Origin of the sequence: Streptomyces sp. NPDC086835 (assembly GCF_044745705.1) — a bacterium.
Lineage (GTDB): Bacteria > Actinomycetota > Actinomycetes > Streptomycetales > Streptomycetaceae > Streptomyces.
This window is the reverse complement of record NZ_JBIVAU010000002.1, coordinates 229990-256918: the sequence shown is the minus strand read 5'-3', so window position 1 is coordinate 256918 and position 26929 is coordinate 229990. Positions and strand designations below refer to the sequence as shown.

The window sequence follows — 26929 nt, the reverse complement described above, 5'->3', positions numbered from 1 at the left end:
CTCTTGTCGCTGCGTACCGTCCGCGGGTTCTCACGATACGTGTCCTGGGTCAGTCCTTGGGGCTGAACGTGGCGAACGCCGTCTTGCGCAGCGTCTCGCACTCCTCGCTGCGCCACTCGCTCGCCTTGCACGTGATCATGATCGAGTAGCCGCGCCTGGCGTCGACCTTGAAGCCCCTGTTCAGGATACGTACCCGCTGGCCGTTCTCGTTGCGCTCGAACTGCCAGTCCGCGACGGTCGGATAGCCGTTGTACTCGACCGTCCCTATCCCGAGGTGCTTGTAGCCGTTGCTCGTAGCGCTGACACCGGCGACCGCCGCAGCCCATGCGGCCGCCGCGTCGTCCTTGGGGCTGTTGTTGAAGTCGACCTGGACACGCGGGACTCCACCGTCGACGCTGAACTTGCCGCCCGAGTTCTGGCCGGCCACACCGGTGAGCTTGAAGTTCGCGGGCATGGCCATGGTGAAGTGCCAGCGGTCGTTGGAGACCATCACGTACCCGGCGGGCAGCGTGTCGCCGCCCGCGGAGTCGTCGCCCTTGGGGTCGCCCGACGGCGGGCCGTCCGGGCTGCCGGTGCTGCCGCCCTGCCCGCCGTCCTCTTCCTTGCCGTCGTCCTTGCCGGTGTCGTCGCCGTTGTCGGGACTCGCGTCGGCGCCCTCGGTCGCCTTGTCCTCTCCGCCACCGGCGGTGGAGCCGGCCGAAGCCGCGGTCTCGTCCTTGCCCTTGCTCCGGTTCCCGGGGTCGTCGTCACCGAGGGCGAAGACCAGCACGGTGGACAGCACGGCGAGCAGGGCCACGACCGCGATGATCACCAGGGTGCGGCGGGGCACCACGTCGGTGAGCGGGGCGCGCACCGGTGCGGCCCGCCGGGCGGGTCCGCCAGGCGCGGGCTGCGGCTTCGACTCCGCCTTCACGGCGGCGGCCGCGTTGCGCACGGAACGCAGCGCGCCACGAACCCGGTCGGCGGCAGGGTCCTTCGGCACGGCCGGGGGGACGGGAGGCACGGACGGCAGCCGGATGGCGCGGGTCGCCTCGGGCGACGGCTCGGGCTCCGCGGGGAGTACCGGCGCCTCGGGCGCGTTCACCACCTGGGTGAGCAGGGCGCGGGCGCCGGCGTCGTCCAGCCGCTGGGCGGGGTCCTTGGCGAGCAGGCCGTAGATGACCTCCTCCAGCGGGCCCGCGTTCTTCGGCGGGTCGAGCGGCTCGGTCATCACGGCGGTCAGCGTCGCGATCGCCGAGCCCTTGTCGTAGGGCGGGCAGCCCTCGACGCTCGCGTAGAGCAGGCCGCCGAGCGACCAGAGGTCGGCCGCCGGACCGGGCTTGTGGCCGCGGGCGCGTTCGGGCGAGATGTACGACGGCGCGCCGACGAGCATGCCGGTCGAGGTGATCGACGGGTCGCCCTCGACCTGCGCGATACCGAAGTCGGTGAGCACGACGCGGCCGTCACGGCCGATGAGCACGTTGGACGGCTTCACGTCACGGTGCAGGATGCCCTCGCGGTGCGCGGAGCGCAGCACGTCGAGGATCGCCAGACCGACCTCGGCCGCCCGGCGGGGCGTGAGGACGCCGTCCTCCCTTACGACCTCGGCCAGGGACTTGCCCTCGACGAGCTCCATGACGATCCACGGGCGGTCGTCCTCGTCGACGACGTCGTAGACGGTCACGGCGCTGTTGTTGCGGATGCGGGCGATCGCCTTGGCCTCGCGCAGGGTGCGTGTGATGAGCCGGCGCTTCTCGTCGTCGTCGACGCTGCCCGGGAAGCGGAGTTCCTTGACGGCGACGGTACGGCCGAGGGTCTCGTCGACCGCGCGCCACACCGTGCCCATGCCGCCGCGCCCAAGGACGCCGCCGAGACGGTAACGCCCGGCGAGCAGGCGGCCCTCGGAACCGGTGGCGCCGCGCCCCTTGGGAACCGGCGCACCCGCGCCCTGGGCACGGTCGGCCCGGTCCGCCGGGGCGGACTTCGCCGCGGCGGCCTGCGAGCCCGCGCTCCTGTCGCCGTCGGCGGGCGACGCGGCGGACCTGCCGGCGCTCACACCGGTGGCAGCCTTCACGGCCGGCGTGTTCGCCGGCTCCGCGGGGCGCGTCCCGGCCTTCGTGATGGACAGGGGCTTCGCGTCCTCGGCGGCGGCAGGCTTCGTGTCCGCGGGGGCATCACCCCGGGCATCGCCCTGCGCGTCCTTCTGCGCGTCGTCCTGAGCAGCCGTCACGGCCGGGCTCCCCGCGCCGCGACCGGGCTTGTGGGCGTCTTCCGCCTCGGCAGAGGCACCGCCCGCTGCCACGTCGCCCTCATCGGCCTCGCCCGCGCCGGAAACATCCGTGTCCGCGGCGCCCGCTGTGACGTCGCCGTCCTCGGCCTTGTCCTCAGGGACGGCGTCCTTGACCTCCGGGACGGCGTCCTGGAGGTCAGGGGCCGCGTCCGCTTCGGCCGTCTTCGGGTCCGCCGCGCCGGCGGCAGAACCTTCGCCCCCACCGGCGGAACCGGCCCCCGCGCCCGCGGCAGAGTCCGCATCCTCGCCGGCGAAGCCGGCCCCCCGCTGGGGCTTCCGCGACTGCTCAGCCTCCGACATGCGTCCCCTCTGCGATCCCTGATCTTCGCCCCGCGCCTGCCGCTTTCCGCGCGATGCGGTAACCCGCCCTGGCAGAGCGCCCATTGTCCCTCACCCCAGGACCGGTACGTCGTCCGGGTCCACCCAGTGGCGTACCAGGCACACCCGAATACGCCACCCACCATGCCACCACATGGAGTGAAGCCCACCCCCGCGCTGGTCGGGGGCGTGTACGGATTCCGTAACCACCCCCGCAGCGGGCCGGATTTCCCCGGCCGACGGGCAATCAGGGACGGCCTGACCGGATCAGGACCGGATCAGAGCGGCACGATCTCCGGCGCGCCCAGCCGCGCCGCGTCCGCCGTCTGGTCGTCAGGCTGCCGCTGCGACTCCCGTTCCGCCTCCACCCTCTTCTCGTAGTGCTCGATCTCCTTCTCGATCTGCGCCTTCTCCCAGCCCAGTACCGGGGCCATCAACTCGGCGCACTCGCGTGCGCTGCGGGTCCCCCGGTCGAAGGTCTCGATCGAGATACGGGTGCGCCGGGTCAGCACGTCGTCGAGATGGCGAGCGCCCTCGTGCGACGCGGCGTAGACGATCTCGGCCCGCAGATAGTCGTCCGCGCCGCCCAGGGGATCGCCGAGCGTCTGGTCCTCGGCGATGAGGGCGAGCAGTTCCTCCGCCATGGCGCCGTAGCGGTTCAACAGGTGCTCGATGCGCACCACATGAAGACCTGTCCGCTCGGCGATCCTCGCCCTGGCGTTCCAGAGGGCGCGGTACCCCTCGGCGCCGAGCAGCGGCGTGTCCTCCGTGACGCAGGCGGCCACCCGCTGGTCGAGGCCGTGCACCGCCGCGTCCACGGCGTCCTTGGCCATCACCCGGTACGTCGTGTACTTGCCGCCGGCCACGACGACGAGCCCGGGTACGGGATGCGCCACCGTGTGCTCGCGCGACAGCTTGCTGGTGGCGTCCGACTCGCCGGCGAGCAGGGGCCGCAGCCCGGCGTAGACCCCCTCCACGTCGTCCCGGGTGAGCGGCACGGCGAGCACCGAATTGACGTGCTCCAGCAGATAGTCGATGTCGGCGCTGGAGGCGGCGGGGTGCGCCTTGTCGAGGTCCCAGCCGGTGTCTGTGGTGCCCACGATCCAGTGCCGTCCCCAGGGGATGACGAACAGCACGGACTTCTCCGTGCGCAGGATCAGCCCGGTCGTGGAGTGGATGCGGTCCTTCGGCACCACGAGGTGGATGCCCTTGGAGGCGCGCACATGGAACTGCCCGCGCTCCCCGATCAGCGCCTGCGTGTCGTCCGTCCACACCCCGGTGGCATTGACGATCTGGCGTGCCCGGATCTCGTACTCACCGCCCCCCTCGACGTCGAGCACCCGTGCTCCGACGACCCGCTCGCCCTCCCGCAGGAAGCCGACCACCCGCGCCCGGCTGGCGACTTGGGCGCCGTAGCTCGCGGCGGTCCGCACCAGAGTCGTCACGAAGCGGGCGTCGTCCATCTGGGCGTCGTAGTACTGCAGGGCGCCGACGAGGGCGTCCTTCTTCAGCGCGGGGGCGACCCGCAGGGCGCGCCGGCGGGAGAGGTGCCGGTGGACGGGCAGCCCCCGCCCGTGCCCCGAGGACACCGACATCGCGTCGTACAGCGCGACACCGGAGCCCGCGTACAGCCGCTCCCATCCTTTGTGCTGGAGCGGATAGAGGAACGGCACCGGCTTGACCAGGTGCGGGGCGAGCCGCTCGAGCAGCAGACCGCGTTCCTTGAGGGCCTCCCTCACCAGGGCGAAGTCGAGCATTTCCAGATAGCGCAGTCCGCCGTGGATCAGCTTGCTCGACCGGCTCGAGGTGCCGGAAGCCCAGTCGCGCGCCTCCACCAGCCCGGTCGACAGTCCTCGTGTCGCGGCGTCGAGCGCGGTGCCCGCTCCGACCACGCCGGCACCCACCACCAGCACGTCCAGTTCGCGCTCGGCCATCCCGGCGAGCGCTTCGGCGCGCTCCGCGGGTCCCAGTGTCGCTGTCCTCACTGTTGCCTCCCGTCGCCCCCGTGTATTTCCTGCGGTCGGTCTCACAACGTCGAACCCGCAATGCCGGACTCACAAAGTCGGACTCACACCGTCGATTCTGTCCGTACTCGCCGACTTCAGCCACCGCCTGTGGATAACACTCGCTCGACCAGGAGCCCACAATCCGGCAGAACGGTCATATTTACGCCTAGTCTGACATTGCGCCTGCCCGTTCCGCCCACAGGGTTTGCGCTCACTGTCCCCTTCGGCTACGGGAAGGACGGCCACAGCCATGCCCGCAGATCTCGCCGTCATCGGACTCGGACACCTCGGTCTGCCGCTCGCCCAGGCCGCCGTGGCGTCAGGCATCGAAACCATCGGCTACGACCCCGACCCCCGCCAGCTCGCGGAGCCCGCCGCCGGAGTGACGCCCGCCGACATCCGGCGCATGCTCTCCGGCGGCTTCCGCACCGTCACCGACGCGGCCGAACTCGGCCGCGTACGCACCGCCGTCATCTGTGCGCCCACGCCCATGGGCGCGGACGGCACACTGGACCTGACCCCGCTCGCCGACGCCGCGCGGGCGCTCGCGTCCCGGCTGCGGCCGCACACCACCGTCCTGCTGGAATCGGCGGTCGAGCCCGGCACCACGGAGGGCTTCCTCCGTCCGCTCCTCGAAGAGGGCTCCGGCCTGCGGGCCGGCCGGGACTTCCACCTGGCCTACTCCCCCAGCCGCACCGACCCCGGCCGCCGCACGCACGGCTACGCCAACACACCGAAGGTCATCGGCGGCCTCACCCCCGCCTGCACGGAGTCCGCGGCCGCCTTCTACGCCCGTCTGACCGACAAGGTGGTCCGCGCCCGCGGTCTGCGCGAGGCCGAGACGGTCAAGGTCCTCGAGACGAACTTCCGGCACGTCAACATCGCCCTCGTCAACGAGATGGCCGTGCTCTGCCACGACCTCGGCATCGACCTCTGGGACGTCATCCGCTGCGCGGAGACCAAGCCCTTCGGCTTCCAGGCCTTCCGCCCGGGCCCCGGCGTCGGCGGCCACGGCGTCCCCCTCGACCCCGGCCCCACCCCCTGCCGCCCGCTGCGCATGGTGGGCCTCGCGCAGGAGATCAACTCACGGATGCCGCAGTACGTGGTCCGCCGCTGCGCCACCCTCCTCAACGAACACGGCAAGTCGGCCCGTGGCGCCCGCGTCCTGCTCCTCGGCGTCACCTACAAGCCGGACCTCGCCGACCAGCAGGGCTCGCCGGCCACCGAGATCGCCCGCCGTCTGACCGACCTGGGCGCGTCCGTGAGCTACCACGACCCCTACGTCCCCGACTGGCGCATGGACCAGGTTCCCGTCCCCCGCGCCGACTCCCTCTACGAGGCGGCCGCCGCGGCGGATCTGACGGTCCTCGTCCAGCACCACCGCACGTACGACCTCCAGGGCCTGGCGGTCAAGGCCCAACTCCTTCTCGACACAAGGGGGGCGACTCCGGCCGGGGCGGCACACCGACTCTGACGCCTTTTCAGACTCCGGTACGGCCGTGCAACGGTCCCATAACCGAGTGCCGTTCCGTCGTACCGGACTGCTAGTCTCCGGGACCGCCGCTCGCACGCTCGTGCGATGCCGTTGATCCCAGGGGGAATCCACCATGAGTCAGCCCGTCCCGCCGTCCGGCAACCCGTTCGCCGGTGGCGACCAGTTCGCACCCGCGCCGCCGCCGGCCCCGGTCCGCAACAACCTGGGCCTCGGCATTGTCGCCGCCATCGTGACAGCGCTGGTCACCGCGGGAATCTACGGCGCCCTCGCCAAGGCCATCGACGCCGAGGTCGGCTACGCGGCCGTCGCCGTCGGCTTCCTCATCGGTTTCGCCGCGGCCAAGGCCGGCGGCCCGAGCCCCGTGCTGGCCGTCGTGAGCGCCGTGCTCGGCGTCGGTGCCGTGTACCTGGGCCAGCTGGTCGGCATCGCGCTGATCCTCAGCGACATGGGCAGCTCGTTCGGCGAGATCTTCTTCCAGCACTTCGGCGACCTGACGTCGGTGTGGAAGGAGGCCGCGGAGGGCATGACGTACGTCTTCCTCGCCATCGCCGCCGTCACCGCGTTCGCCGGCGCCAAGAAGGCCAACGCCTGACGCGCACGCGGCACATGGGAAGGGCCCGGCACCGAGGTGCCGGGCCCTTCCCATGTGTGCGAACAGCAGGTCAGCGGCTGTGCTGCGAGTCCGCCACCGTCACCTCGACACGCTGGAACTCCTTGAGCTCGCTGTAGCCCGTCGTGGCCATCGCCCTGCGCAGCGCGCCGAAGAAGTTCATCGAACCGTCGGGGCTGTGCGAGGGACCGGTGAGGACCTCCTCGGTCGTGCCCACGATGCCCAGGTCCACCAGCTTGCCGCGCGGCACGTCCTCGTGGACGGCCTCCATGCCCCAGTGGCGGCCCTTGCCCGGCGCGTCGGTCGCGCGGGCCAGCGGGGAGCCGATCATCACGGCGTCGGCACCGCAGGCGATCGCCTTCGGCAGGTCGCCGGACCAGCCGACGCCGCCGTCCGCGATGACGTGGACGTACCGGCCGCCCGACTCGTCCATGTAGTCCCGGCGGGCCGCGGCGACGTCCGCGACGGCGGTCGCCATCGGCACCTGGATGCCCAGCACGTTACGGGTGGTGTGCGCGGCTCCGCCGCCGAAGCCGACGAGGACGCCCGCCGCGCCGGTACGCATGAGGTGCAGCGCGGCCGTGTACGTGGCGCAGCCGCCGACGATGACCGGCACGTCGAGCTCGTAGATGAACTGCTTCAGGTTCAGCGGCTCAGCGGCGCCGGAGACGTGCTCGGCGGAGACCGTCGTACCGCGGATGACGAAGATGTCGACACCCGCGTCCACCACGGCCTTCGAGAACTGCGCGGTGCGCTGCGGGGAGAGCGCGGCGGCAGTCACGACTCCGGCGTCGCGCACCTCCTTGATGCGCTGGCCGATCAGCTCCTCCCTGATGGGGGCGGAGTAGATCTCCTGGAGCCGACGGGTGGCGTTGGCCTCGTCCATCTCGGCGATCTCGTCGAGCAGCGGCTGCGGGTCGTCGTAGCGGGTCCACAGGCCCTCGAGGTTCAGAACGCCCAGGCCGCCCATCTCGCCGATGCGGATGGCGGTCTGCGGGGAGACCACGGAGTCCATCGGAGCGGCCAGGAAGGGCAGCTCGAAGCGGTAGGCGTCGATCTGCCAGGCGATCGAGACCTCCTTCGGGTCCCGCGTGCGCCGGCTCGGTACGACGGCGATGTCATCGAACGCGTACGCCCGGCGGCCGCGCTTGCCGCGCCCGATCTCGATCTCAGTCACGTGTGTGGCCTTTCCTTCTGCATCTGCGCCTGGGCCCTACCAGTATCCCCGACGCACACATGAAGGGCGGCCCCGGCAACCCCGGGACCGCCCCCTGTCATGTGCGGGACTACTTCCTGCTGTAGTTCGGCGCCTCGACCGTCATCTGGATGTCGTGCGGGTGGCTCTCCTTGAGCCCCGCCGAGGTGATCCGCACGAACCGGCCCTTGCTCTCCATCTCGTCGACGGAGGCCGCTCCGACGTAGCCCATGGTCTGACGCAGGCCACCGACCAGCTGGTGCAGCACGGCCGCGAGCGGACCGCGGTAGGGCACCTGGCCCTCGATGCCCTCGGGGACGAGCTTGTCGTCGGAGGCCACCTCCGCCTGGAAGTAGCGGTCCTTGGAATACGAACGGCCCTGGCCGCGGGACTGCATCGCACCGAGCGAGCCCATGCCCCGGTACGACTTGAACTGCTTGCCGTTGATGAAGAGCAGTTCGCCGGGGGACTCCTCGCAGCCCGCGAGAAGGCTGCCCAGCATCACCGTGTCGGCACCGGCGGCGAGCGCCTTGCCGATGTCTCCCGAGTACTGCAGGCCGCCGTCGCCGATCACCGGGACGCCCGCGGCGCGGCAGGCCAGCGCCGCCTCGTAGATCGCGGTGACCTGCGGGACACCGATGCCGGCGACCACACGGGTGGTGCAGATGGAACCGGGTCCGACGCCGACCTTGACGCCGTCCACACCCGCGTCGATCAGGGCCTGGGCGCCGTCGCGCGTCGCCACGTTGCCGCCGATGACGTCGACGTCGACGCTCGACTTGATCTTCGCCATCCAGTTGAGGGCGTTGCTGTTGTGTCCGTGCGAGGTGTCGACGATCAGGAAGTCCACGCCCGCCCCGGCCAGCGCCTGGGCCCGCTCCAGCGCCTCCGGGCTCGCACCGACGGCCGCGCCGACGAGCAGACGGCCCTCGGCGTCCTTCGCCGCGTTCGGGTACTGCTCGGCCTTGACGAAGTCCTTGACCGTGATCAGGCCCTTGAGGATGCCGGCGTCGTCGACCAGCGGAAGCTTCTCGATCTTGTGGCGACGCAGCAGCTCCATGGCGTCGACGCCCGAGATGCCGACCTTGCCCGTGACCAGCGGCATCGGGGTCATGACCTCGCGCACTTGACGCGTGCGGACCGTCTCGAAGGCCATGTCACGGTTGGTGACGATGCCGAGCAGCTTGCCCGCGGCGTCGGTCACCGGCACACCGCTGATGCGGAACTTGGCGCACAGGGCGTCGGCCTCGGCGAGCGTGGCGTCCGGGTGGACCGTGATCGGGTCGGTCACCATGCCGGACTCGGAACGCTTCACCAGGTCGACCTGGTTCACCTGGTCCTCGATGGACAGATTGCGGTGCAGCACACCCACGCCGCCCTGGCGCGCCATCGCGATCGCCATGCGGGACTCGGTGACCTTGTCCATCGCCGCCGAGAGCAGCGGGATGTTCACCCGGACGTTCCTGGAGACACGGGACGAGGTGTCGACTGCGTTAGGAAGCACTTCCGACGCACCAGGCAGCAGAAGCACATCGTCGTAGGTCAGCCCGAGTGTCGCGAATTTCTCGGGCACTCCGTCGACGTTGGTCATGACACCTTCCCCAAATGGCCTTGATCGGTGCGGATGTCCATGCTAACGGCCCGAGCAGCCGTCTCATTCCACGATCAAGATCGTCGAGCAGCTTTGTACGTTCACACCACAGTCATACGCGCACATACGCAGACGACCGGTGGACGGTTCACTGCTCCGCCAGCGCGCGCAGCCTGCTGAGCGCGCGGTGCTGGGCGACCCGGACCGCGCCCGGGGACATCCCCAGCATCTGACCGGTCTCCTCCGCGGTCAGCCCGACGGCGACCCGCAGCACCAGCAGCTCCCGCTGGTTCTCCGGAAGATTGGCGAGCAGCCTCTTGGCCCACTCCGCGTCGTCGCTGAGCAGCGCCCGCTCCTCGGGGCCGAGCGAGTCGTCGGGCCGCTCCGGCATCTCGTCGGACGGCACGGCCGTCGAACCCGGGTGGCGCATCGCGGCCCGCTGCAGATCGGCGACCTTGTGGGAGGCGATGGCGAAGACGAAGGCCTCGAAGGGCCGTCCGGTGTCCTTGTAGCGCGGCAGCGCCATCAGCACCGCGACGCAGACTTCCTGCGCCAGGTCCTCGACGAAGTGACGAGCGTCACCGGGCAGCCTGCTGAGGCGCGAGCGGCAGAAGCGCAGCGCGAGGGGGTGGACGTGCGCCAGGAGGTCGTGCGTCGCCTGCTCGTCGCCGTCGACGGCACGGTGCACGAGCGCACCGATGGCTCCTTGGCCGGTCGCCGCCTCGTCGTCACGCATCGGTCCATGGTGCCCTGGCCCGCGACCATCCGTGGCACTGCGTCCTGTGTTGTGCACCGAAGCGTTATGAGCAGGTGCGCCGGAACTCATCCCCTGCGCCCTCCCCTCCCGCTCGACCGACTCGTCCCCGAGGAACTCCACACCTCAAGGATGCGGCATCGCGCGGGAAACGGATGCCCTCGGGCATCCGTAACCCCCGCAGCGTCCCGTTCCTACGGTCCTCAGCGGACCAGGCCCCAGCGGAATCCGAGGGCCACCGCATGCGCCCGGTCGGAGGCGCCGAGCTTCTTGAACAGCCGCCTGGCGTGCGTCTTCACCGTGTCCTCCGAGAGGAAGAGCTCACGCCCGATCTCCGCGTTGGACCGGCCGTGGCTCATGCCTTCGAGGACCTGGATCTCACGCGCGGTGAGCGTGGGAGCGGCCCCCATCTCGGCCGAACGGAGCCGGCGCGGGGCGAGCCGCCACGTGGGGTCGGCGAGCGCCTGGGTGACGGTCGCGCGCAGTTCGGCACGCGAGGCGTCCTTGTGGAGATAGCCGCGGGCACCGGCGGCGACGGCGAGCGCGACGCCGTCGAGGTCCTCGGCCACGGTCAGCATGATGATCCGGGCGCCGGGGTCCGCGGAGAGCAGCCGGCGCACCGTCTCCACCCCGCCCAGACCGGGCATGCGTACGTCCATCAGAATCAGGTCCGAACGATCGGCACCCCAGCGGCGGAGGACTTCCTCGCCGTTGGCCGCGGTCGTCACGCGCTCGACGCCGGGCACGGTCGCGACCGCGCGGCGAAGCGCCTCTCGGGCAAGCGGGGAGTCGTCGCAGACGAGGACGGATGTCATGGCCGCCCTCCGCAGCTGATGCGCGTCACCTTGAGCCTCCAGGCTGGATACGTTTCTTCACCTGTGCGGTTGAACGCAGTCGGACATGTGCCCGACAGCTTGTTCTTTCAACCGCCTCCGCCTTCTCAACGACGGTCACTCGAAAGAGTTACGGGTCGGAGACAGCACTTCGGCACGCTCCGTGAGCGGGTCGCTCGGCATCCGTGAGCACCGGTTCTCCCGCGGTGACAGCGGGCTCGGCGGCGCGGCGCGGGGCAAGGCGGAGGTTTCACGGGTCGCGGGCGGAGCACTCGTGCCCATCGGACAGGGGCCCTGCCCCATTCAGCGGCTTTTCTTCCCTTTTTCCGGTGTCTATGGCTAGATTCGCAATGAGTCATATTTACATCTACTTACACAGCAGATGTACGGTCGTTGGCACGGTGCTGGTGCCGGATCCGGCGCACGTCCGGTCGGCGTCCCGCCCGTTTCCGACCTGGTCCTGTATCCACCCAGCACGGTTTCAAGGGGACATGCGCCATGGCAGATTTCTCTCGCCTTCCCGGACCCAACGCCGATCTGTGGGACTGGCAGCTCCTCGCGGCATGCCGTGGGGTCGACAGCTCGCTCTTCTTCCATCCGGAAGGTGAGCGCGGCGCGGCGCGAAGCGCTCGCGAGAACTCGGCGAAGGAGGTCTGCATGCGATGCCCCGTACGGGCCGAGTGCGCGGCGCACGCACTGGCCGTGCGCGAGCCCTACGGCGTCTGGGGCGGACTGACCGAGGACGAGCGCGAGGAGCTCATGGGACGAGCACGCCACCGGCTGATCCCCGCCACGAGCGCGGGGGGTGCGGTGCGCGGCTGACGAGAGCGCCACGCACACGAACCGAAGAAACGTTCCTGCACTTCGCCTGCTCCCCTACCGGCAATCCGGCCCCGTGCACAGGCAAGTTGTTCCGGCGTCCCGGCCCCCGATCTCCCGACGGGGGCCGACGGCCGCCACGCAGGACGTACATCGTGAACACATTCATTGCCGCCGACGCCGTGGAACCGCGGTCGCCGCGGACGCGTCAGCGGGACGCCGCGAGGGTGAGCTGCGACAACGTCGCCGAGACGGCCGGGACATGCGCCAGGTCGGGCAGCGTCAGGGCGACGATCTCGCGGTGGACGGACGGCTCGACGGTCACCAGCCGGGCCCCCTTGGGCCGTACCGACTCAAGCGCCAGTTCGGGCAGCACGGCCACGCCGAGCCCCGCGCCCACCAGCCCGATCACCGCCGGGTAGTCGTCGGTGGCGAAGTCGATGCGCGGGGTGAAGCCCGCGCTCTCGCAGACCTCCACCAGCTGCCGCCGGCAGCGCGGACAGCCGGCGATCCACGACTCCTCCGCGAGGTCGCCGATGGCCACCTTGCCCGCCTCGGCAAGGCGGTGACCGTCGGGCACCAGTCCCACGAGCCGGTCGACGAGCAGCGGCCGGACGACGAGGTCGTCCCACTCCGACTCGGCCCCTGCCGTGTCGTAACGGAAGGCGAGCGCCACGTCGCAGTCGCCGTCGCGGAGCATCTCCACCGAGCGCGGCGGCTCGGCGTCGACGAGCGAGACCCGGGTGCCGGGATGGGCCGCGCGCAAGGCGGCGAGGGCCGTGGGCACGAGGGTGGAACTACCGCTGGGGAACGAGACGAGACGGACCCGGCCGGCCCGCAGCCCGGCGATCGCCGCCACTTCCTCCTCCGCCGCGGTGAGCCCGGCGAGGATGCCGGAGGCATGGCGTACGAGCGCCTCGCCGGCCTGGGTCAGGCGCATCTCGCGGCCGGTCCGGATCAGCAGCGGGGTCCCGGCGGAGCTTTCGAGCGCCTTCATCTGCTGGCTGACCGCGGGCTGGGTGCATCCCAGTTCACGGGCGGCCGCGGAGAACGAGCCGGTGGTGGCGACGGCACGCAGGACGCGGAGGTGGCGGGCTTCGATCACCCTTCAAGCATAAGGGGCGCTTGGGGTGACGAGCGATTAACTGCCGGCTGCTTTGAGGCGGTGTCGGTTAGCGTGCGAGGCATGAAGCTTCTGACCGTGAACGTGGGCCGTCCGAAGGCGGCCGATTACACCGATGCGCCCGGCGGCATGACCGGAATCGACAAGCGCCCGGCGGAGGGGCCCGTCCGGGTGGCGGACCCGGGCCCCAAGGGCCAGGGCGGCAGCGGACTGTCGGGGGACGCGGTCTGCGATCTGCGCCACCACGGCGGGAGCGACCAGGCCGTGTACGCCTTCGCCCGTGAGGATCTCGACGCCTGGGAACGCGAGTTGGGGCGCCCGCTCCCCAACGGCACGTTCGGCGAGAACCTCACCACCATCGGCGTCGATGTCACCGGGGCCAAGATCGGCGAACGGTGGCGCATCGGCGATTTCGTGGTGCTCGAGGTCACCTCGGGCCGTGTCCCGTGCCGTACCTTCGCGGGCCGGCTGGGCGAGAAGGGCTGGGTCAGGCGTTTCACCCAGAGCGGCGTCTCCGGCGCGTATCTGCGGGTCGTCGAGCCGGGCGAGATCCGCGCCGGCGATCCGGTGGAGGTGGTGCACCGGCCGGAGCACGAGGTGACCGTGGAGATGGCGTTCCGGGCGGAGACGACCGAGCGTGACCTGTTGCCCCTGGTCCTCGAGGCAGGAGACACCCTGCACAGTGAACTGCTGAGGAGCGCCCGCGCGTACGTCGCGAAATACGGCACGGCGGCCGGTCCCGGCCCCCTCTCCGGCTCCGGCGCCGCTTAGGCGAGGGGCCTCGGGCCGCGCGGAGAGGCGCCGGGAAGCGGAACGGACCCGGGACTTCGGTGCAGTTCGCGGCCGAGGGACGGGCAGTGGTCAGGGAAGGCGCCCGCGCCGCACCCACCCGCGGGGCATTAACGTGCCGCCTATGACGACTGCACTGATCACGGGAGCGACCGCGGGCATCGGCGCCGCCTTCGCGCGGCGGCTCGCGGCCGATGGCCACAACCTGGTGCTCGTGGCCCGGGACACCGAGCGGCTGCAGGAACAGGCCACCGAACTGCACGACCGGCACGGCATCGAGGCGGAGGCACTGACCGCCGACCTGTCTCGGGAAGACGGGATCGGCGCGGTCGAGGAGCGCCTGGCCGACCGTACGCACCCCGTCGATCTGCTGGTCAACAACGCGGGCTTCGGGAACAAGGGCCGGTTCCTCGAAGTCTCCATGGCCGACGAGCTGACCATGCTGAAGGTGCACTGCGAGGCGGTGCTGCGACTGACCGCGGCAGCGGCGGGACCGATGCGGGAACGCGGCCGGGGCGGCGTGGTCAACGTGGCGTCGGTCGCCGCCTTCGTGCCCCGTGGCACGTACGGCGCGTCCAAGGCGTGGGTCGTGCAGTTCACGCAGGGCGCCGCCAGGGACCTGGCAGGATCCGGGGTGCGGCTGATGGCGCTGTGCCCCGGATTCGTACGGACCGAGTTCCACCAGCGGGCCGGCATGGGCACGGACAACATTCCCGGCTGGATGTGGCTGGACGCCGACAAGCTGGTGGCGTCGGCGCTCTCGGACCTGGCCAAGGGGAAGTCCCTCTCCATCCCCGACCCCCGCTACAAGGCGCTGATGGGCGTGGTGAAGCTGACGCCGCGCGGGCTGCTGGGCGGGCTCACGTCGAAGACGGGCCGGAAGTACGGCCCGCAGTAGGGGGCCGGGCCGCACCGGAACGGGCCGCAGGAGCCGCATACCGAACAGTATGTGACCCGCGTCACTAAAATGGACGTATCCCATCGGGGGCCTCAGCGGCTCGGGAGACGCCATGAAGTTCGTGCAGATCATCGACTACAAGACCGCCAGGTTCGACGACGTGAACGCGGTCATGGACAAGTGGGTCGAGCAGACCCAAGGCAAGCGGACCACCGGCCACGCCGTCACGGGGAAGGACCGCAGCGACAGCAACCACTACGTGGACATCGTCGAGTTCCCCTCCTACGAGGAGGCGATGAAGAACTCGCATCTCCCGGAGACGGACAAGATGTTCCAGGAGATGGTGGCCCTCTGCGACGGCATGCCCTCGTTCACCGACCTCGACGTGGTCCGTGAGGAACAGCTGAACGCGGCGACGGCCCGCCGCTTCTTCCACGAGATCGCGGCCGGCGGCAATCTGGACGCCATCGGCGAGGTCTTCGCCGACGACTACATCGACCACGACATCGCCAACGAGGAGGACACCGAGGTCGGCGTGGAGGTCATACGCCGGGACCTCACCATGTGGCGCGGCGCCTTCGACTTCACCTTCGAGCTCGACCGGCAGATCACCCAAGGGGACGACGTCGTGACGCTGTGGACCTGGAGCGGCAGGCACAAGGCGGAGTTCCAGGGCATCCCGGCGACGGGAGAGCAGTGCACCATGACCGGCACGACGATCTTCCGGCTCGAGGACGGGAAGATCAAGGAAGGCTGGTGGCACATGGACATGATGCGGCTGATGCGCCAGCTCGGCGCCATGTAGGCCACGCCCCAACGGGGAAGGCCCCCGCCCCCGCGCGCTGCGGGGGACGGGGGCCTTCTCGGCGCTTGTCGCGTCAGTGGCTGTGGCCGTGACCGTGGCCGTGACCCGCGTCGCCCTCGTCCTCGGCCGGCTTCTCGACGACCAGGGTCTCGGTCGTGAGCAGCAGGGAGGCGATGGACGCGGCGTTCTCCAGAGCGGAGCGCGTGACCTTGACCGGGTCGATGACGCCGGCCTTGACCAGGTCGCCGTACTCGCCGGTCGCGGCGTTGAAGCCCTGACCCGCCTCGAGCTCGGCCACCTTGGCGGTGATGACGTAGCCCTCGAGGCCGGCGTTCTCGGCGATCCAGCGCAGCGGCTCGACGGCGGCGCGGCGGACGACGGCGACACCGGTGGCCTCGTCGCCCTCCTTGCCCAGGTTGCCCTCGAGCACCTTCACGGCGTGGACGAGCGCGGAGCCACCACCGGAGACGATGCCCTCCTCGACCGCGGCGCGGGTCGCGGAGATGGCGTCCTCGAGACGGTGCTTCTTCTCCTTCAGCTCCACCTCGGTGGCGGCGCCGACCTTGATCACGCACACGCCGCCGGCCAGCTTCGCGAGGCGCTCCTGGAGCTTCTCGCGGTCCCAGTCGGAGTCGGTGGACTCGATCTCGGCCTTGATCTGGTTGACGCGGCCCGCGACGTCCTCGCTCTTGCCGCCACCGTCGACGATCGTGGTGTCGTCCTTGGTGATCGTCACGCGGCGGGCGGAGCCCAGCACGTCCAGACCGGCCTGGTCGAGCTTGAGGCCGACCTCTTCGGCGATGACGGTGGCACCGGTGAGGGTGGCCATGTCGCCGAGCATCGCCTTGCGGCGGTCGCCGAAGCCGGGGGCCTTGACGGCCACCGCGTTGAAGGTGCCGCGGATCTTGTTCACGACGAGGGTGGAGAGCGCCTCGCCCTCGACATCCTCGGCGATGATCAGCAGCGGCTTGGAGCCACCGGCCTGGATGACCTTCTCCAGCAGCGGCAGCATGTCCTGGATGGAGGTGATCTTGCCCTGGTGGATCAGGATGTACGGGTCGTCGAGGACGGCCTCCATACGCTCCTGGTCGGTCACCATGTACGGGGACAGGTAGCCCTTGTCGAAGGCCATGCCCTCGGTGAAGTCGAGCTCCAGACCGAAGGTGTTGGACTCCTCGACGGTGATGACACCGTCCTTGCCGACCTTGTCCATCGCCTCGGCGATGAGCTCGCCGACCTGCTGGTCCTGCGCGGAGAGCGCGGCCACGGCGGCGATGTCGGCCTTGTCCTCGATCGGGCGGGCGGTCGCGAGGAGCTCCTCGGACACGGCCTTGACCGCGGCGTCGATGCCCTTCTTCAGGGCGGCCGGGGAGGCACCGGCGGCGACGTTGCGCAGACCCTCGCGGACCAGCGCCTGGGCCAGCACGGTGGCGGTGGTCGTACCGTCACCCGCGATGTCGTTGGTCTTGGTCGCCACCTCCTTCACCAGCTGGGCGCCCAGGTTCTCGTACGGGTCCTCGATCTCGACCTCGCGGGCGATGGTGACGCCGTCGTTGGTGATGGTGGGAGCGCCGAACTTCTTGTCGATGACGACGTTGCGGCCACGGGGGCCGATCGTCACCTTGACCGTGTCGGCAAGCTTGTTGACGCCGCGCTCGAGGGCGCGACGGGCGTCCTCGTCGAACTTCAGGATCTTCGCCATGGGAGCGGTTCAGCCCTCTCGGATTTCGTGTTCAAAGAACTGCGCCCCTCGCCGCCCGGCATCAGCGGGGTGGCCAGGGGCGCAGCTCGAGGCAGAACTGGCGCGGAGTCCCAAGGGTCGATGACCCCTGAGCGCGCCCCTGCTTTCTACTTCTCGACGATCGCGAGCACGTCGCGGGCCGAGAGGACGAGGTACTCCTCGCCGCTGTACTTCACTTCGGTGCCGCCGTACTTGCTGTACAGCACGATGTCGCCGGTCTTCACGTCGAGCGGCAGGCGCTCGCCGTTCTCGAAGCGGCCCGGGCCCACGGCCAGGACGACGCCCTCCTGGGGCTTCTCCTTGGCGGTGTCCGGAATAACCAGGCCAGAGGCCGTGGTCTGCTCGGCGTCGAGCGGCTGGACCACAATGCGGTCCTCGAGCGGCTTGATGGCAACCTTGGAGCTGGCGGTCGTCACGATCCGACCTCCCCCTTCGGAGATCACGGGGTTAACTGATCTGAGGTGGCGACCAGGTGGATCCGTCGTCGCGGGTGCCGGACCTGCCCGTCGCTGTGTTGGCACTCTCACTTGGTGAGTGCCAGGGCCGAGACTATGACTGCGATTAGCACTCGGTCAAGCGGAGTGCCAATGCGAGACCGCGTGGCGTTCTGATTCGGCCTCCGGTCCGGCCACGGCCCCGCCTCTCCCGGTCACGCCCCCGGGCTCCGTCCGCCGGCCCCCGGCTCAGACGTAGTCCTCCAGCCTGGCGACGGCGTACCCCTTCGCCGTGATCGTCCGCATCACCCGCCGGATCACGTCCGGCATGCTGCCCGCCCACTCCTCCTTGCCACGGAAGTGCGTCAGGATGATGTCGCCCGGGTGCAGGTCCCGGTCCCACTCGCGCCACTCCATGCGGTCGGGAAACGCCTCCGAGGCCCACAGCGGGACGGCCGCGATCCCGCACTTCTTGGCGGCGCGCAGGGTGTCCTTGTTGTAGTTCCCGTACGGCGGGCGCATCAGCCGGGGCCGGCTCCCGTACCGCTTCTCCAGCTTGTCCTGCTGGCCACAGATCTCACGCTTCTGCTCGACGTACGAAAGGCCGGGCAGATAAGGGTGCTTGAGCGTGTGGTTGTGCAGCGCCACGCCGCTGTCCCGCATCTTCTCGAAGTAGCCGTAGTCGTCGTTGATGACGTAGTCGCTCAGGAAGGCGCTGTACGGGATCCGCAGGTCGGACATCATGCGCAGCAGTTCGGGGTCCTTCTCCGCGCCGTCGTCGATCGTCAGGAAGACGATCTTCTCCTTCGTCGGGACGGTGGTGAACACGGGAGGCAGCCCCTCCCCGCCCTCCACCTCGAACCCCTTGCGGGTGGTGATCCGCGGCTTGACGGTGGGCGGCGGTGGCGCCGCGAGCGGCGTCTGCTCGAGCCCCCACTTCTTCGCGGCGGCGGCTCGGGCCTTCTGGCTCTGCGCGACCTTCTCCCGGTGCGCCGGACCGCCGGCGGCCTCGCGGGCCTTCCGGGCATCCTGCTTCTGCGCCTGTGCCCCCTGCCGCGCTTCCTTCTCGGCGGCGGGCCTGGCGGGGCGGGGCGCCTCGGGCGGCCCCTCTGCCGCACAGCCGGAGCCGAGCGCGGCGACAACGAGCGAGACAAGGGCCGCACGGACCCGATACGCTCCCATTTTTCCCTTTTGTCGTACTAGCTGCATGGCGACGCATCCTGTCAGCGCGCCGCCCGCTCACCGGTCCGACACCGCCGCCATGAGCGCACCATCCCCCACCTGGCCCACAATGGCCCGGTGAACGACCTCGATCCGCTCGCCGCCTTCACCGCACTGCGCACCGAGGAGGGCGAAGCGCTGCTGGCCTCGCTGGCCTCCTACGACCCCGCCCGTGAACTGGCCGTCGCGACACGCCTGCGACGCGAGCACCCGGCGGCCCTGGTCTCGGCGGCGCTGGGGCAGGCACGGCTGCGGCAGCGGGCGGCGGCGAAGTTCGGCGAGGAGGACGCCCGCCGGATGTTCTTCACCCCGAACGGCGTCGAGCAGTCCACCCGCCGCTCGGTCGCGGACCACCGGGCCGCGCGGTTCGCCGCGCTCGGAGTGCGCGGCGTCGCCGACCTGTGCAGCGGCATCGGCGGTGACGCTATCGCCCTGGCCCGGGCGGGCATCTCGGTCCTGGCCGTCGACCGCGACCCGCTCACGGCGGAAGTCGCACGTGCGAACGCCGAGGCGCTGGGCCTGTCCGCCTTGGTCGAGGTCCGCTGCGCGGACGTCACGGACATCGACACCTCTCCGTACGACGCGGTCTTCGTCGACCCGGCGCGCCGCGGCGGACGTGGCCGCATCTTCGATCCGGAGGCGTACTCCCCGCCCTTGTCCTGGGCGATCGGCGCGGCCCGCACCCGCCCCCACGCGGCCCTGAAGGTCGCCCCGGGAATCCCCCACGAGGCGGTCCCCGAGGACGCCGAGGCGGAGTGGATCTCGGACGGCGGCGACGTCAAGGAGGCGGTGCTCTGGTTCGGCACGGCCCCGTCCGCCGTCCGCGCCACCCTCCTCCCGGGCCCGCACACCCTGACCGGCCGCGGGCTGCCGAACCCGCCGGTGCGCCCGGTCGGCCGCTACCTGTACGAGCCCGACGGGGCCGCGATCCGCGCCCACCTGGTCGCGGAGGTCGCCGAGGACGTGTCGGGCGGTCTTCTCGACGAGACGATCGCGTACATCACCTCGGACGTACTGCGCCCGACCCCGTATGCGACGGCGTACGAGATCACCGACGAACTTCCCTTCAACCTCAAGAAGTTGAAGGCGCTGCTCCGGGAACGCGGGATCGGCAACCTCACCGTGAAGAAGCGCGGCTCAGCGGTCGAACCGGAAGAGGTCCGCCGTAAGGTGAAGCCGCAGGGGCCGAACGCGGCGACGGTCTTCCTGACGCGGGTGGCGGGGGCGCCGACGATGCTGATCGGCCGGCCGGTGTAGCAGACGTCACATTCGTCTCTGCCTTTGCAAAGTCCTTGCTGTCAGCGGGCGTTGTTACGGTTCAGGAGACTTTCATCGACCGCGTGGAGGGGGAACCATGGTCGACAAAGCCCATCTCGACGTCTCCGACGACGACCTGACCAGACTCGCCGGCGACCTCGACGCGATGCAGCGCCACCTGGACAACCAGGTGCGGCGGATGGACGCGGTCGTCGACCGCATCGAGGCCGGCTGGAAGGGCGAGGCGGCCAAGGGCTACCGCGCCCTGCACCAGGGAGCGGCCGAGGACGCCGTGCGCATCCGGGAGATCCTCAAGGTCCTCGAAGAGGCCATGCGGATGAGCCGGGACGGCTTCACCGACCAGGAACTGGACACCCTGCGCCGGATGCGCCAGGCCGAGAGCGGTGTCGACGCCGCCCTCGAAGCGGCCAAGCTCTCCGAGGGCACCGCCCCCCTCACACCGGCCAGCCGCATCCTCGACGTCTGACACACACGATTCCACGGGGGCACCACATGGCAGACGACTACATCGGCGTCAGCTTCAGCACGCTGCGCGAGGCCGCCGGCGAACTCGAGGACATCCTCAAACAGCTCAACCTGCGCCTGGAAGACCTGTACACCCGAACCGAGAAGGTCGTCCTCACCTGGAAGGGCGACGCCCGCGACGCGTTCGTGGAAGAACTCGACCAGTGGGACAAGCAGATGGCCGATCTCCAGGCCGCACAGGCCTGGCTCCACGAGGTCGTCACCACCGGCCACGCCAACTACGCAGAGGCCCACCGCGCGGTCCTGCGCGGCTGGGGAGCCGCCTGATGGGCACCCCGCCTCCACCACAGAACGGCACCATCGACGTCAAGCCCTCGGACCTGTTCCGCGTCTCCGGGGGCTTCGCCGGCCAGCAGCCGATGTACAACCAGGCGGCCAAGAACCTGCTGACCGAGCTTCAGAAGCACCCCGACGCGGGCGGCTACGGCACCGCCGCGCAGGCGTTCGCCTCTGCCTACGTCAAGGTCGGCAACCGCTTCCTCGAAGTCTGGGCGAAGAGTGTCGTCAGCATCGGCGGCGCTGCGGTCGGATTCACGACCACGGCCAACAACTACTCCAAGGCCGAAGCGGCGGCCGACCCGACCGGCAAGAAGAAGCCGGGGGGCCAGCCGCCCCCGCAGGTGATCGACACCGTTCCCGTCTACGGGACGGTCCCCAACCTGAAGTGGGGGGACGACGACGGCGGCGACGGTTGGCTGCGCAGCATCCTTGAGTGCATTCCCGAGGTCGTACGTGATGCCTTCCGACCGGTCCTCAAGCACGCCTTCCGCTGGGGCAAGGTCGCTGACGTCTACCCGTACCCCCATCAGCACTACCTCAACGACCTGTCCAAGGCCTGGCGGAACATGACGATGACGCTCTCGATCACCGAGAGCGCCCTGACCGGGCAGGTCAGCAGCATCACCCAGCAGACCAACAGCGAGTGGCACGACGCGATGCGGCAGTTCTGCAGCTCGCTGTGGGGCACGACGGCCTGGGGCACGTCCACGGCCGGGTACGAGTGGAAGCACGACTCGGCGTCGGCGACCACCGGCGCCACCCACCCCGTGATGACCGTGCTCTTCGACACGGCCATGAAGGTCAGCGACCTGCTGTACGAGTTCGCCGAAGCCGCCGTGGACCTCAACGGCAAGGTCTGGGACATCTACATGGAGGCCGTACGCGAGGCGGTCGGCAAGATCGACCTGAGCGACGGCGTGGACCTCGGCGACGTCAAGGAGGGCGCCAAGGCCGCCGGGCGCTTCCTCAAGGGCCTCGCGAAAGGCGCGGCCGAGCTCAGTGTGGAAATCACCCTGAACATCGACACCGCAGCGATCAACCGGGTGGTCGAGGCGTACAACACGCGGGTGAACGGCTTGGTGCCGAAGCTGAACGCCCTGATGGAGCCGCTGCACGAGGCATTCCGCAGCGCGCCCACCTTCAAGTCGGAGGACGCCCGCGCGCAGGCCTTCGGCGCCCGCGCCCTCAACGAGTTCAAGCCGCAGCATCACTTCACGGTCCCTGGGGTGGACCCCGACAACATCTACTACCCCATGGACCTGGCGAACCAGGAAGGGCTGTACGGCAGCCATCCCATCGACAAGCACGTCGGCCTGGACGACGACCAGCTCAAGATGCGTCTGCGGGACCAGGCAGGCGCTCCGGCCGCGTCCTCCTTCCCGGACCTGGCGTCGGCGCAGCGCTTCACCCAGGCGGCGATCCAGAACGATGCGAACGAGAACCGGATCGCGGACTGGATCGACAGCGTGGAGAAGAAGATCCAGAACAACCCGAACTACGATCCGAACAAATCGGAAATCCAGCCGCCCCTCTACATGGAATTCCCAGGTCAGACCACCGGCCGCAGTGTCTCGCGCGACGACTATGCTGCGGACGGCATGAATGCCCAGGTCGAGGACAAGAGCTGGGTCCAGGTACGTCTGATCTACAAGGAAGGCCTGGAGCCGCCCTTCATCGTGCTCACCGCGATGCCGCACAAAGGCCCATGAGAGAGGTGCACCCCATGCAGCCGTCGCCCGTGTCGCTGCTTTCCGACGGTCCGGCCCTGCGGCTCCTCGACATCGCCGTCGCGGCACAGGAGTCGGGCGGGCAGCTCTCGCTGGACGAGGAGCTTCAGCGCTACATCCGCCTCGTCCGCAACGACTGGATCGCCCACTGGAACTGCTCGGTCCACGCGGCGGCGGGAGTGCTCGAATTCGCCGCGGATTCCGTCGAACGGGCGGGCGGACTCGACCCGTTCCCGCCGCGGTTCCGGGAAGTGGCCGCACGGGCGGCGGGGGACATGGAGCCTGCCGATTATCTGCGCACACTGGCCGAACTGGTGCGGATCCTCGATCGCCAGGGGGTCCCGGAATACTCTGAACTTCCCATGGGCAGCCAGGAATTCCTGCAGACGTTCCCGTACCTTTTCGGTTTCGACGCCATCCTCATGGACGAGGGTGAGAGACCCTTCTCCGAAATCGTCCGGTCGATGCTGACAAACGAGCACCCGTACTGCCACGAGCGTGCGGCCGCCTACTCGACCGAGGCACAGCGGGCCCTCTCTCTTTTCCCGGGACCGGACGCACTCAGGCCACGCCTCTCCTGGGCCGACCGTGACCGGCTCCGTGAGCTCATCGACACCGTCAACGATCACATGCAACGAGAGCACTCATGACCGCCGCCGTCACTCAGAACCGCGCCGCCAGTTACCCCGACCGGGAGACCGCCCAGTGGGCGACCCAGCAGGTCGTGACCGCCAACGAGCAGGCCATCCACCGCTGGCTCGCGCAGTCGACCCGACAGAGGCTGACCATCGAGGCCGCCTGGCCGTCCCGCCCCGAGCCCGTCGGGCGCGTCCTGCTCCAGGCGATGATGCTCGCCGGCCGTGAGCCGGTCGACGTCCGGGCGGCCCGCGTGATCCTCAAGCGCGACGAGACCGCCCCGCACGGCTTCACCGTCCACGCCACCTTCCCGATCTACCTCTGAAGGCCGCACCCGTGTCCCTGAAGCCACGCGAACACGACCGCAAGTACGGCGAGCTCGACCACGTCATCCGCGCCTACCTCGGCCACAGGGCCGACGACGACGAGCCCCTCACCGCCTACCTCCGCCACACCTGGCGCACCCGGCCCTGGGCCATCCCCATCGCCGAGGAACAGCTGCGCGCCTACGCGGGCAACCCGCCCGGCCGGCTCCGCCTGCGCCTCGGCGAGTTCTACCCGGTACCCGACATCGGCCTCCCGGACTCCGAGATCCAGGCGTGGCTCGTCCGCCTGGCCGACCGGCTCAAGGAAAGCGTCGACACCGGTCAGGCCCCGCCCCCGGCCACCCCCCGGACCCGCTGGGAATGGCACGCCCGCTTCCCCGAACTCGCCCAGTTCCTCGGCGGCTGGTTCTCCCAGGACATGCCCGACGAGTTCGAGGACCACGACGCCGCGCTCCAGAACTACCTCGACACGACCGACTCCGGACTCGTCGCCCAACTCGCCGGCGAACTCCACGACCTGCTCACCCTGCCGCTCGACGACTCCGACCACGCACTGGCCCTCACCGAACTCGGCATGGAGGTCGACCCACCCGCCCCCTACACACCCGGCGCCTGGCTCACCGAACTCGCCGGCCGGCTGCGGGGACGGGCCTGACGATGCCGTTGCACCCTGAAGGGGCTTTCACCGGCGGGCCGTTGTTCCAGCTCGTGGGCCTCGCCGCCGCACGGGGTGGTGATCCTCTCGAGTGGGAGGTGCTGCGGATGGCCAGGGTCCTGCAGACCGAGCACTGGGACCCCGCCTGGCGGCATCCGCTCCAGCCGCTCGCCTCACAGCTCGACCACCTGGCCCTGACCTTCGACGAGGACTTCTTCCAAAGCTGCCCGAAGGACGCGCAGGAGACCTGGCTGGCCGCCGCCGGCGAGGACACGGTCCCCGGGTTCATGACCGGGCTCGCCGCGCTGCTGCGGCTCGCGGACCGGCAGAGGCCGGCGGGTTACGGTGACGTGCCGCTCGCCAGGTGGGAGGCGGCAGCCCGGTTCCCGCTGCTGCGCGACCTCGACTCCTGGGCGTACGACGGGGAGTACGACTCGTTCGAGAGCGCGTTCCAGGGTCGGATCGACGGCGAGCATCCCTGCTGCGACTGCGAGGTCGTGCCGTTCGTCGCGCAAGCTTCGCAGGCACTCGCCCTGTGTGCCGCCTGCGAGCACTTCAGAAGGGACTTCCTCGGGTTCGACGCCAGTGTGACGCCCGCTGCCCTGGCCGTCGTCGTGGACCTCGGCCACGCCCATATGGTCCGCCATCACCGCTGAGGCCGTCCGTCGGCCGCCCCGGACCGGGATTGCTCAGCGGTGCGCGCCGCCCCGTTCCGCGGCCGGAACCGGATGCCGGGCCACCAGCCGGAGCGCCCAGCGGTAGTGGCTCACCGCCTTCGTGATGCCGATCAGGCCGGTGATCCACAGGATCAGGCCGAGGCCCATCAGCAGGGCGACACCGGCCAGGGTGTCCTTGCCCGGGCGGGCGCCGGCCGGGACCGTGAAGGAGAGCCACAGGCCGTACGCGCACAGCAGGAACGAGGGCAGGAACCAGAGCAGGCTCAGGCCCGGTGCGCCGTAGCGGGCGTCGCCCGCCGGGTCGCGGGTCAGCGCGCTCCAGCAGCGCAGCCGCCCGCGCACCTCGGCGTCGCGGGCGATGCCGAAACCGATGACCAGTCCGGTCGGGATCATGGACGCGAGACCGATGGCGGCGGCGATCACGCCGAAGAGGTGGCTGAAGACGTCCACCCCTTCGGCGAACATCTGCAGTGCCGCTCCGAACATCGCCCACCCGATCGCGAACCCGGCCGCCGTCAGCCACAGCAACAGCAGCCGCACCGGGCCGATGCTCAGGCGCAGGAGCTCACCCATCGCCCTGGCCCGGTCCGCCAGCAGGGCCTCCCGGTCGGGCCATGCCCGTATTTCGGCAGGCGGGGGCGGAGGCGGGAGGGCACGTGGGGACATGCGAGGAGGTTACCGGCCGGTCTCCGGCGCGGAGCGTGCCGCCCGTTCCAGCAGCAGGTCCCGTTCACGGGCGTTGCGGGCCAGGGAGGCCGCCCGTTCGAACTCCGTCCGTGCCTCTTCGGCGCGTCCGAGCCTGGCCAGCAGGTCCCCCCGGACGCTCGGCAGCAAGTGGTAATCCTTCAGGGCCGGTTCGTCGGCGAGTGCGTCGACGAGTTCGAGTCCGGCGGCCGGTCCTTCCGCCATCGAGACGGCGACCGCCCGGTTCAGTTCCACGACCGGGGACGGGGCCACGGCCGCCAACTGCCCGTAGAGCGCGGCGATCATCGCCCAGTCCGTGTCCTCGTAACGCACCGCCTGCGCGTGACAGGCGGCGATCGCGGCCTGCAGGGCGTACGGGCCGTACGGGCCGCCGCCCGCCCGGTGGAGCGCCTCGACGCCCCGGCGGATGAGCAGCCGGTTCCACTTGGTTCGGGTCTGGTCGGCGAGCAGTACGGGTTCCCCACCGGGGCCGGTGCGCGCCGGGATCCGGGAGGCCTGGATCTCCAGGAGGGCGTTCAGGCCGTGCACTTCGGGTTCGCCGGGCATCAGCCCGGCCAGCACCCGGGACAGCCGCAGCGCGTCCTCGCACAGGGCCGGACGGACCAGGTCGTCGCCCGCGGTCGCCGAGTAACCCTCGTTGAAGATCAGGTAGATGACGTCGAGCACGGATCCGAGCCGGGCGGCGCGGTCCGCGCCGTACGGGACCTCGAAGGGGACGCCCGCCTTGGCCAGTGACCTCTTCGCGCGGACGATGCGCTGGGCGACGGTCGACTCGGCGGTCAGGAAGGCGCGGGCGATCTCCTCCGTCGTCAGGCCGCCCAGGAGCTTGAGCGTGAGCGCGATACGGGCCTGGGTGGACAGCACCGGATGGCAGGCGGTGAAGATCAGCCGCAGCAGGTCGTCGTCGATGTCGTCGGGGTCCGCCGGCTCGACCGGCGGCACGACGTCCTCGACGGCCCGCCCCACCTCGGCCAGCTTGCGGGCGTACGTCTCCTTGCGGCGTACGAGGTCGACCGCGCGATGCTTGGCGGTGGCCATGAGCCAGGCTCCCGGTCTGTCCGGGACGCCCGACTCCGGCCACTGCTCCAGCGCGGCGACCAGAGCGTCCTGCGCGAGCTCCTCCGCGATGCCCACGTCCCGCACGATGCGGGCGACACCGGCGATGATGCGCGCCGACTCGATCCTGTAGACCGCTTCCACTGCACTTGCTGCCGTCACGG

At 70.3% G+C, this 26929-nt stretch carries 26 protein-coding genes; 14 read left to right on the top strand and 12 right to left on the bottom strand.

The features are described 5' to 3' along the window. Positions 1–49 precede the first annotated feature (49 nt). Positions 50–2569, bottom strand: a complete 2520-nt coding sequence (locus ACIPJI_RS07345; RefSeq protein WP_402244952.1) for a protein kinase — start codon at positions 2567–2569, stop codon at positions 50–52. A 296-nt stretch (positions 2570–2865) separates the two neighbouring features. Then, positions 2866–4572 (bottom strand): glycerol-3-phosphate dehydrogenase/oxidase, encoded by a 1707-nt coding sequence (locus tag ACIPJI_RS07340; protein WP_307707830.1) that lies wholly within the window; start codon positions 4570–4572, stop codon positions 2866–2868. Positions 4573–4843: 271 nt separating this feature from the next. Between ACIPJI_RS07340 and ACIPJI_RS07335 the strand changes: the two genes are divergently transcribed. After that, positions 4844–6067 carry a nucleotide sugar dehydrogenase gene (locus tag ACIPJI_RS07335; protein ID WP_307707829.1) on the top strand — a complete coding sequence of 408 codons (1224 nt, stop codon included), beginning with the start codon at positions 4844–4846 and terminating at the stop codon, positions 6065–6067. A 133-nt stretch (positions 6068–6200) separates the two neighbouring features. After that, positions 6201–6680: a hypothetical protein gene (locus tag ACIPJI_RS07330; RefSeq protein ID WP_356620580.1), complete on the top strand. Its 480-nt coding sequence runs from the start codon at positions 6201–6203 to the stop codon at positions 6678–6680. A gap of 70 nt (positions 6681–6750) precedes the next feature. Here the strand turns inward: ACIPJI_RS07330 and ACIPJI_RS07325 are convergent, their stop codons facing one another. The 4 genes from ACIPJI_RS07325 to ACIPJI_RS07310 all read right to left on the bottom strand — a co-directional run bounded on the left by ACIPJI_RS07325 (position 6751) and on the right by ACIPJI_RS07310 (position 11053). Further along, positions 6751–7875 (bottom strand): GuaB3 family IMP dehydrogenase-related protein, encoded by a 1125-nt coding sequence (locus ACIPJI_RS07325; RefSeq protein ID WP_307707827.1) that lies wholly within the window; start codon positions 7873–7875, stop codon positions 6751–6753. Positions 7876–7984: 109 nt separating this feature from the next. Beyond that, positions 7985–9484 carry an IMP dehydrogenase gene (gene guaB, locus ACIPJI_RS07320; protein WP_402244949.1) on the bottom strand — a complete coding sequence of 500 codons (1500 nt, stop codon included), beginning with the start codon at positions 9482–9484 and terminating at the stop codon, positions 7985–7987. Positions 9485–9632: 148 nt separating this feature from the next. Then, positions 9633–10220, bottom strand: a complete 588-nt coding sequence (locus tag ACIPJI_RS07315; RefSeq protein ID WP_159688461.1) for a sigma-70 family RNA polymerase sigma factor — start codon at positions 10218–10220, stop codon at positions 9633–9635. 221 nt (positions 10221–10441) lie between these two features. Next, positions 10442–11053, bottom strand: coding sequence for a response regulator transcription factor (locus ACIPJI_RS07310; RefSeq protein ID WP_003948568.1), 612 nt, complete (start codon positions 11051–11053; stop codon positions 10442–10444). 516 nt (positions 11054–11569) lie between these two features. Here ACIPJI_RS07310 and ACIPJI_RS07305 point away from each other — a divergent pair. Next, the gene (locus ACIPJI_RS07305; protein ID WP_005313377.1) at positions 11570–11893 is read left to right on the top strand and encodes a WhiB family transcriptional regulator; all 324 of its coding nucleotides are present in this window, start codon (positions 11570–11572) and stop codon (positions 11891–11893) included. Between the two features lie 205 nt (positions 11894–12098). Here ACIPJI_RS07305 and ACIPJI_RS07300 read toward each other — a convergent pair whose 3' ends face one another. After that, the gene (locus ACIPJI_RS07300; RefSeq protein WP_307707826.1) at positions 12099–12995 is read right to left on the bottom strand and encodes a LysR family transcriptional regulator; all 897 of its coding nucleotides are present in this window, start codon (positions 12993–12995) and stop codon (positions 12099–12101) included. 81 nt (positions 12996–13076) lie between these two features. Here ACIPJI_RS07300 and ACIPJI_RS07295 point away from each other — a divergent pair, with 81 nt between their 5' ends. From ACIPJI_RS07295 to ACIPJI_RS07285, 3 genes are all read left to right on the top strand, one after another. After that, on the top strand, positions 13077–13784 hold the full coding sequence (locus tag ACIPJI_RS07295) for an MOSC domain-containing protein (RefSeq protein ID WP_402244946.1): 708 nt from the start codon (positions 13077–13079) through the stop codon (positions 13782–13784). Between the two features lie 142 nt (positions 13785–13926). Continuing rightward, positions 13927–14700 carry an SDR family oxidoreductase gene (locus ACIPJI_RS07290; RefSeq protein ID WP_356620578.1) on the top strand — a complete coding sequence of 258 codons (774 nt, stop codon included), beginning with the start codon at positions 13927–13929 and terminating at the stop codon, positions 14698–14700. A 112-nt stretch (positions 14701–14812) separates the two neighbouring features. Beyond that, entirely contained in the window at positions 14813–15505 is a 693-nt protein-coding gene (locus tag ACIPJI_RS07285; protein ID WP_307707823.1) for an ester cyclase, read from the top strand. Between the two features lie 73 nt (positions 15506–15578). Here the strand turns inward: ACIPJI_RS07285 and groL are convergent, their stop codons facing one another. The 3 genes from groL to ACIPJI_RS07270 form a co-directional block, all read right to left on the bottom strand. Beyond that, positions 15579–17207, bottom strand: coding sequence for a chaperonin GroEL (gene groL / locus ACIPJI_RS07280; RefSeq protein ID WP_402244944.1), 1629 nt, complete (start codon positions 17205–17207; stop codon positions 15579–15581). 146 nt (positions 17208–17353) lie between these two features. Then, complete coding sequence (groES, locus tag ACIPJI_RS07275; protein WP_005313390.1) at positions 17354–17662, bottom strand: co-chaperone GroES; 309 nt, start codon at positions 17660–17662, stop codon at positions 17354–17356. A gap of 267 nt (positions 17663–17929) precedes the next feature. Next, positions 17930–18862, bottom strand: coding sequence for a polysaccharide deacetylase family protein (locus ACIPJI_RS07270; protein WP_402244943.1), 933 nt, complete (start codon positions 18860–18862; stop codon positions 17930–17932). A 21-nt stretch (positions 18863–18883) separates the two neighbouring features. On the opposite strand from ACIPJI_RS07270, the gene ACIPJI_RS07265 reads away from it, so the two are divergent. The 8 genes from ACIPJI_RS07265 to ACIPJI_RS07230 all read left to right on the top strand — a co-directional run bounded on the left by ACIPJI_RS07265 (position 18884) and on the right by ACIPJI_RS07230 (position 24983). Next, positions 18884–20158, top strand: coding sequence for a methyltransferase domain-containing protein (locus ACIPJI_RS07265; RefSeq protein WP_402245772.1), 1275 nt, complete (start codon positions 18884–18886; stop codon positions 20156–20158). Positions 20159–20255: 97 nt separating this feature from the next. Beyond that, on the top strand, positions 20256–20645 hold the full coding sequence (locus ACIPJI_RS07260; RefSeq protein ID WP_356620575.1) for a WXG100 family type VII secretion target: 390 nt from the start codon (positions 20256–20258) through the stop codon (positions 20643–20645). Between the two features lie 26 nt (positions 20646–20671). After that, entirely contained in the window at positions 20672–20971 is a 300-nt protein-coding gene (locus tag ACIPJI_RS07255) for a WXG100 family type VII secretion target (protein ID WP_037773978.1), read from the top strand. Then, the gene (locus tag ACIPJI_RS07250; RefSeq protein ID WP_402244940.1) at positions 20971–22692 is read left to right on the top strand and encodes an RNase A-like domain-containing protein; all 1722 of its coding nucleotides are present in this window, start codon (positions 20971–20973) and stop codon (positions 22690–22692) included. Before ACIPJI_RS07255 ends, ACIPJI_RS07250 begins: the two co-directional genes overlap by 1 nt. A gap of 14 nt (positions 22693–22706) precedes the next feature. Beyond that, entirely contained in the window at positions 22707–23360 is a 654-nt protein-coding gene (locus ACIPJI_RS07245; protein ID WP_402244938.1) for a hypothetical protein, read from the top strand. After that, a complete protein-coding gene (locus tag ACIPJI_RS07240) occupies positions 23357–23671 on the top strand; it encodes an RNase A-like domain-containing protein (protein ID WP_356620572.1) in 315 nt (104 codons plus the stop codon). The genes ACIPJI_RS07245 and ACIPJI_RS07240 overlap by 4 nt, the downstream gene beginning before the upstream one ends. Positions 23672–23682: 11 nt before the next feature. Then, positions 23683–24327 (top strand): contact-dependent growth inhibition system immunity protein, encoded by a 645-nt coding sequence (locus ACIPJI_RS07235; protein ID WP_402244936.1) that lies wholly within the window; start codon positions 23683–23685, stop codon positions 24325–24327. A 2-nt stretch (positions 24328–24329) separates the two neighbouring features. After that, positions 24330–24983 (top strand): hypothetical protein, encoded by a 654-nt coding sequence (locus ACIPJI_RS07230; protein ID WP_402244934.1) that lies wholly within the window; start codon positions 24330–24332, stop codon positions 24981–24983. A gap of 33 nt (positions 24984–25016) precedes the next feature. Here the strand turns inward: ACIPJI_RS07230 and ACIPJI_RS07225 are convergent, their stop codons facing one another. Both ACIPJI_RS07225 and ACIPJI_RS07220 read right to left on the bottom strand, forming a co-directional pair. Beyond that, positions 25017–25670: a hypothetical protein gene (locus ACIPJI_RS07225; protein WP_402244932.1), complete on the bottom strand. Its 654-nt coding sequence runs from the start codon at positions 25668–25670 to the stop codon at positions 25017–25019. Positions 25671–25679: 9 nt separating this feature from the next. Further along, a complete protein-coding gene (locus ACIPJI_RS07220) occupies positions 25680–26927 on the bottom strand; it encodes an RNA polymerase sigma factor (protein ID WP_402244931.1) in 1248 nt (415 codons plus the stop codon). Positions 26928–26929 lie beyond the last annotated feature (2 nt).

Excerpts from the sequence above, each read along its gene's own strand:
- ACIPJI_RS07315 (WP_159688461.1), bottom strand. The coding sequence starts at position 10,220 with ATGCGTGACGACGAGGCGGCGACCGGCCAAGGAGCCATCGGTGCGCTC.
- ACIPJI_RS07285 (WP_307707823.1), top strand. The coding sequence starts at position 14,813 with ATGAAGTTCGTGCAGATCATCGACTACAAGACCGCCAGGTTCGACGAC.
- ACIPJI_RS07255 (WP_037773978.1), top strand. The coding sequence starts at position 20,672 with ATGGCAGACGACTACATCGGCGTCAGCTTCAGCACGCTGCGCGAGGCC.
- ACIPJI_RS07225 (WP_402244932.1), bottom strand. The coding sequence starts at position 25,670 with ATGTCCCCACGTGCCCTCCCGCCTCCGCCCCCGCCTGCCGAAATACGG.
- ACIPJI_RS07240 (WP_356620572.1), top strand. The coding sequence starts at position 23,357 with ATGACCGCCGCCGTCACTCAGAACCGCGCCGCCAGTTACCCCGACCGG.
- ACIPJI_RS07345 (WP_402244952.1), bottom strand. The coding sequence starts at position 2,569 with ATGTCGGAGGCTGAGCAGTCGCGGAAGCCCCAGCGGGGGGCCGGCTTC.
- guaB (WP_402244949.1), bottom strand. The coding sequence starts at position 9,484 with ATGACCAACGTCGACGGAGTGCCCGAGAAATTCGCGACACTCGGGCTG.
- ACIPJI_RS07230 (WP_402244934.1), top strand. The coding sequence starts at position 24,330 with ATGCCGTTGCACCCTGAAGGGGCTTTCACCGGCGGGCCGTTGTTCCAG.
- ACIPJI_RS07270 (WP_402244943.1), bottom strand. The coding sequence starts at position 18,862 with ATGGGAGCGTATCGGGTCCGTGCGGCCCTTGTCTCGCTCGTTGTCGCC.
- ACIPJI_RS07330 (WP_356620580.1), top strand. The coding sequence starts at position 6,201 with ATGAGTCAGCCCGTCCCGCCGTCCGGCAACCCGTTCGCCGGTGGCGAC.
- ACIPJI_RS07295 (WP_402244946.1), top strand. The coding sequence starts at position 13,077 with ATGAAGCTTCTGACCGTGAACGTGGGCCGTCCGAAGGCGGCCGATTAC.
- ACIPJI_RS07335 (WP_307707829.1), top strand. The coding sequence starts at position 4,844 with ATGCCCGCAGATCTCGCCGTCATCGGACTCGGACACCTCGGTCTGCCG.
- ACIPJI_RS07260 (WP_356620575.1), top strand. The coding sequence starts at position 20,256 with ATGGTCGACAAAGCCCATCTCGACGTCTCCGACGACGACCTGACCAGA.
- ACIPJI_RS07305 (WP_005313377.1), top strand. The coding sequence starts at position 11,570 with ATGGCAGATTTCTCTCGCCTTCCCGGACCCAACGCCGATCTGTGGGAC.
- ACIPJI_RS07290 (WP_356620578.1), top strand. The coding sequence starts at position 13,927 with ATGACGACTGCACTGATCACGGGAGCGACCGCGGGCATCGGCGCCGCC.
- ACIPJI_RS07245 (WP_402244938.1), top strand. The coding sequence starts at position 22,707 with ATGCAGCCGTCGCCCGTGTCGCTGCTTTCCGACGGTCCGGCCCTGCGG.
- ACIPJI_RS07250 (WP_402244940.1), top strand. The coding sequence starts at position 20,971 with ATGGGCACCCCGCCTCCACCACAGAACGGCACCATCGACGTCAAGCCC.
- groL (WP_402244944.1), bottom strand. The coding sequence starts at position 17,207 with ATGGCGAAGATCCTGAAGTTCGACGAGGACGCCCGTCGCGCCCTCGAG.
- ACIPJI_RS07310 (WP_003948568.1), bottom strand. The coding sequence starts at position 11,053 with ATGACATCCGTCCTCGTCTGCGACGACTCCCCGCTTGCCCGAGAGGCG.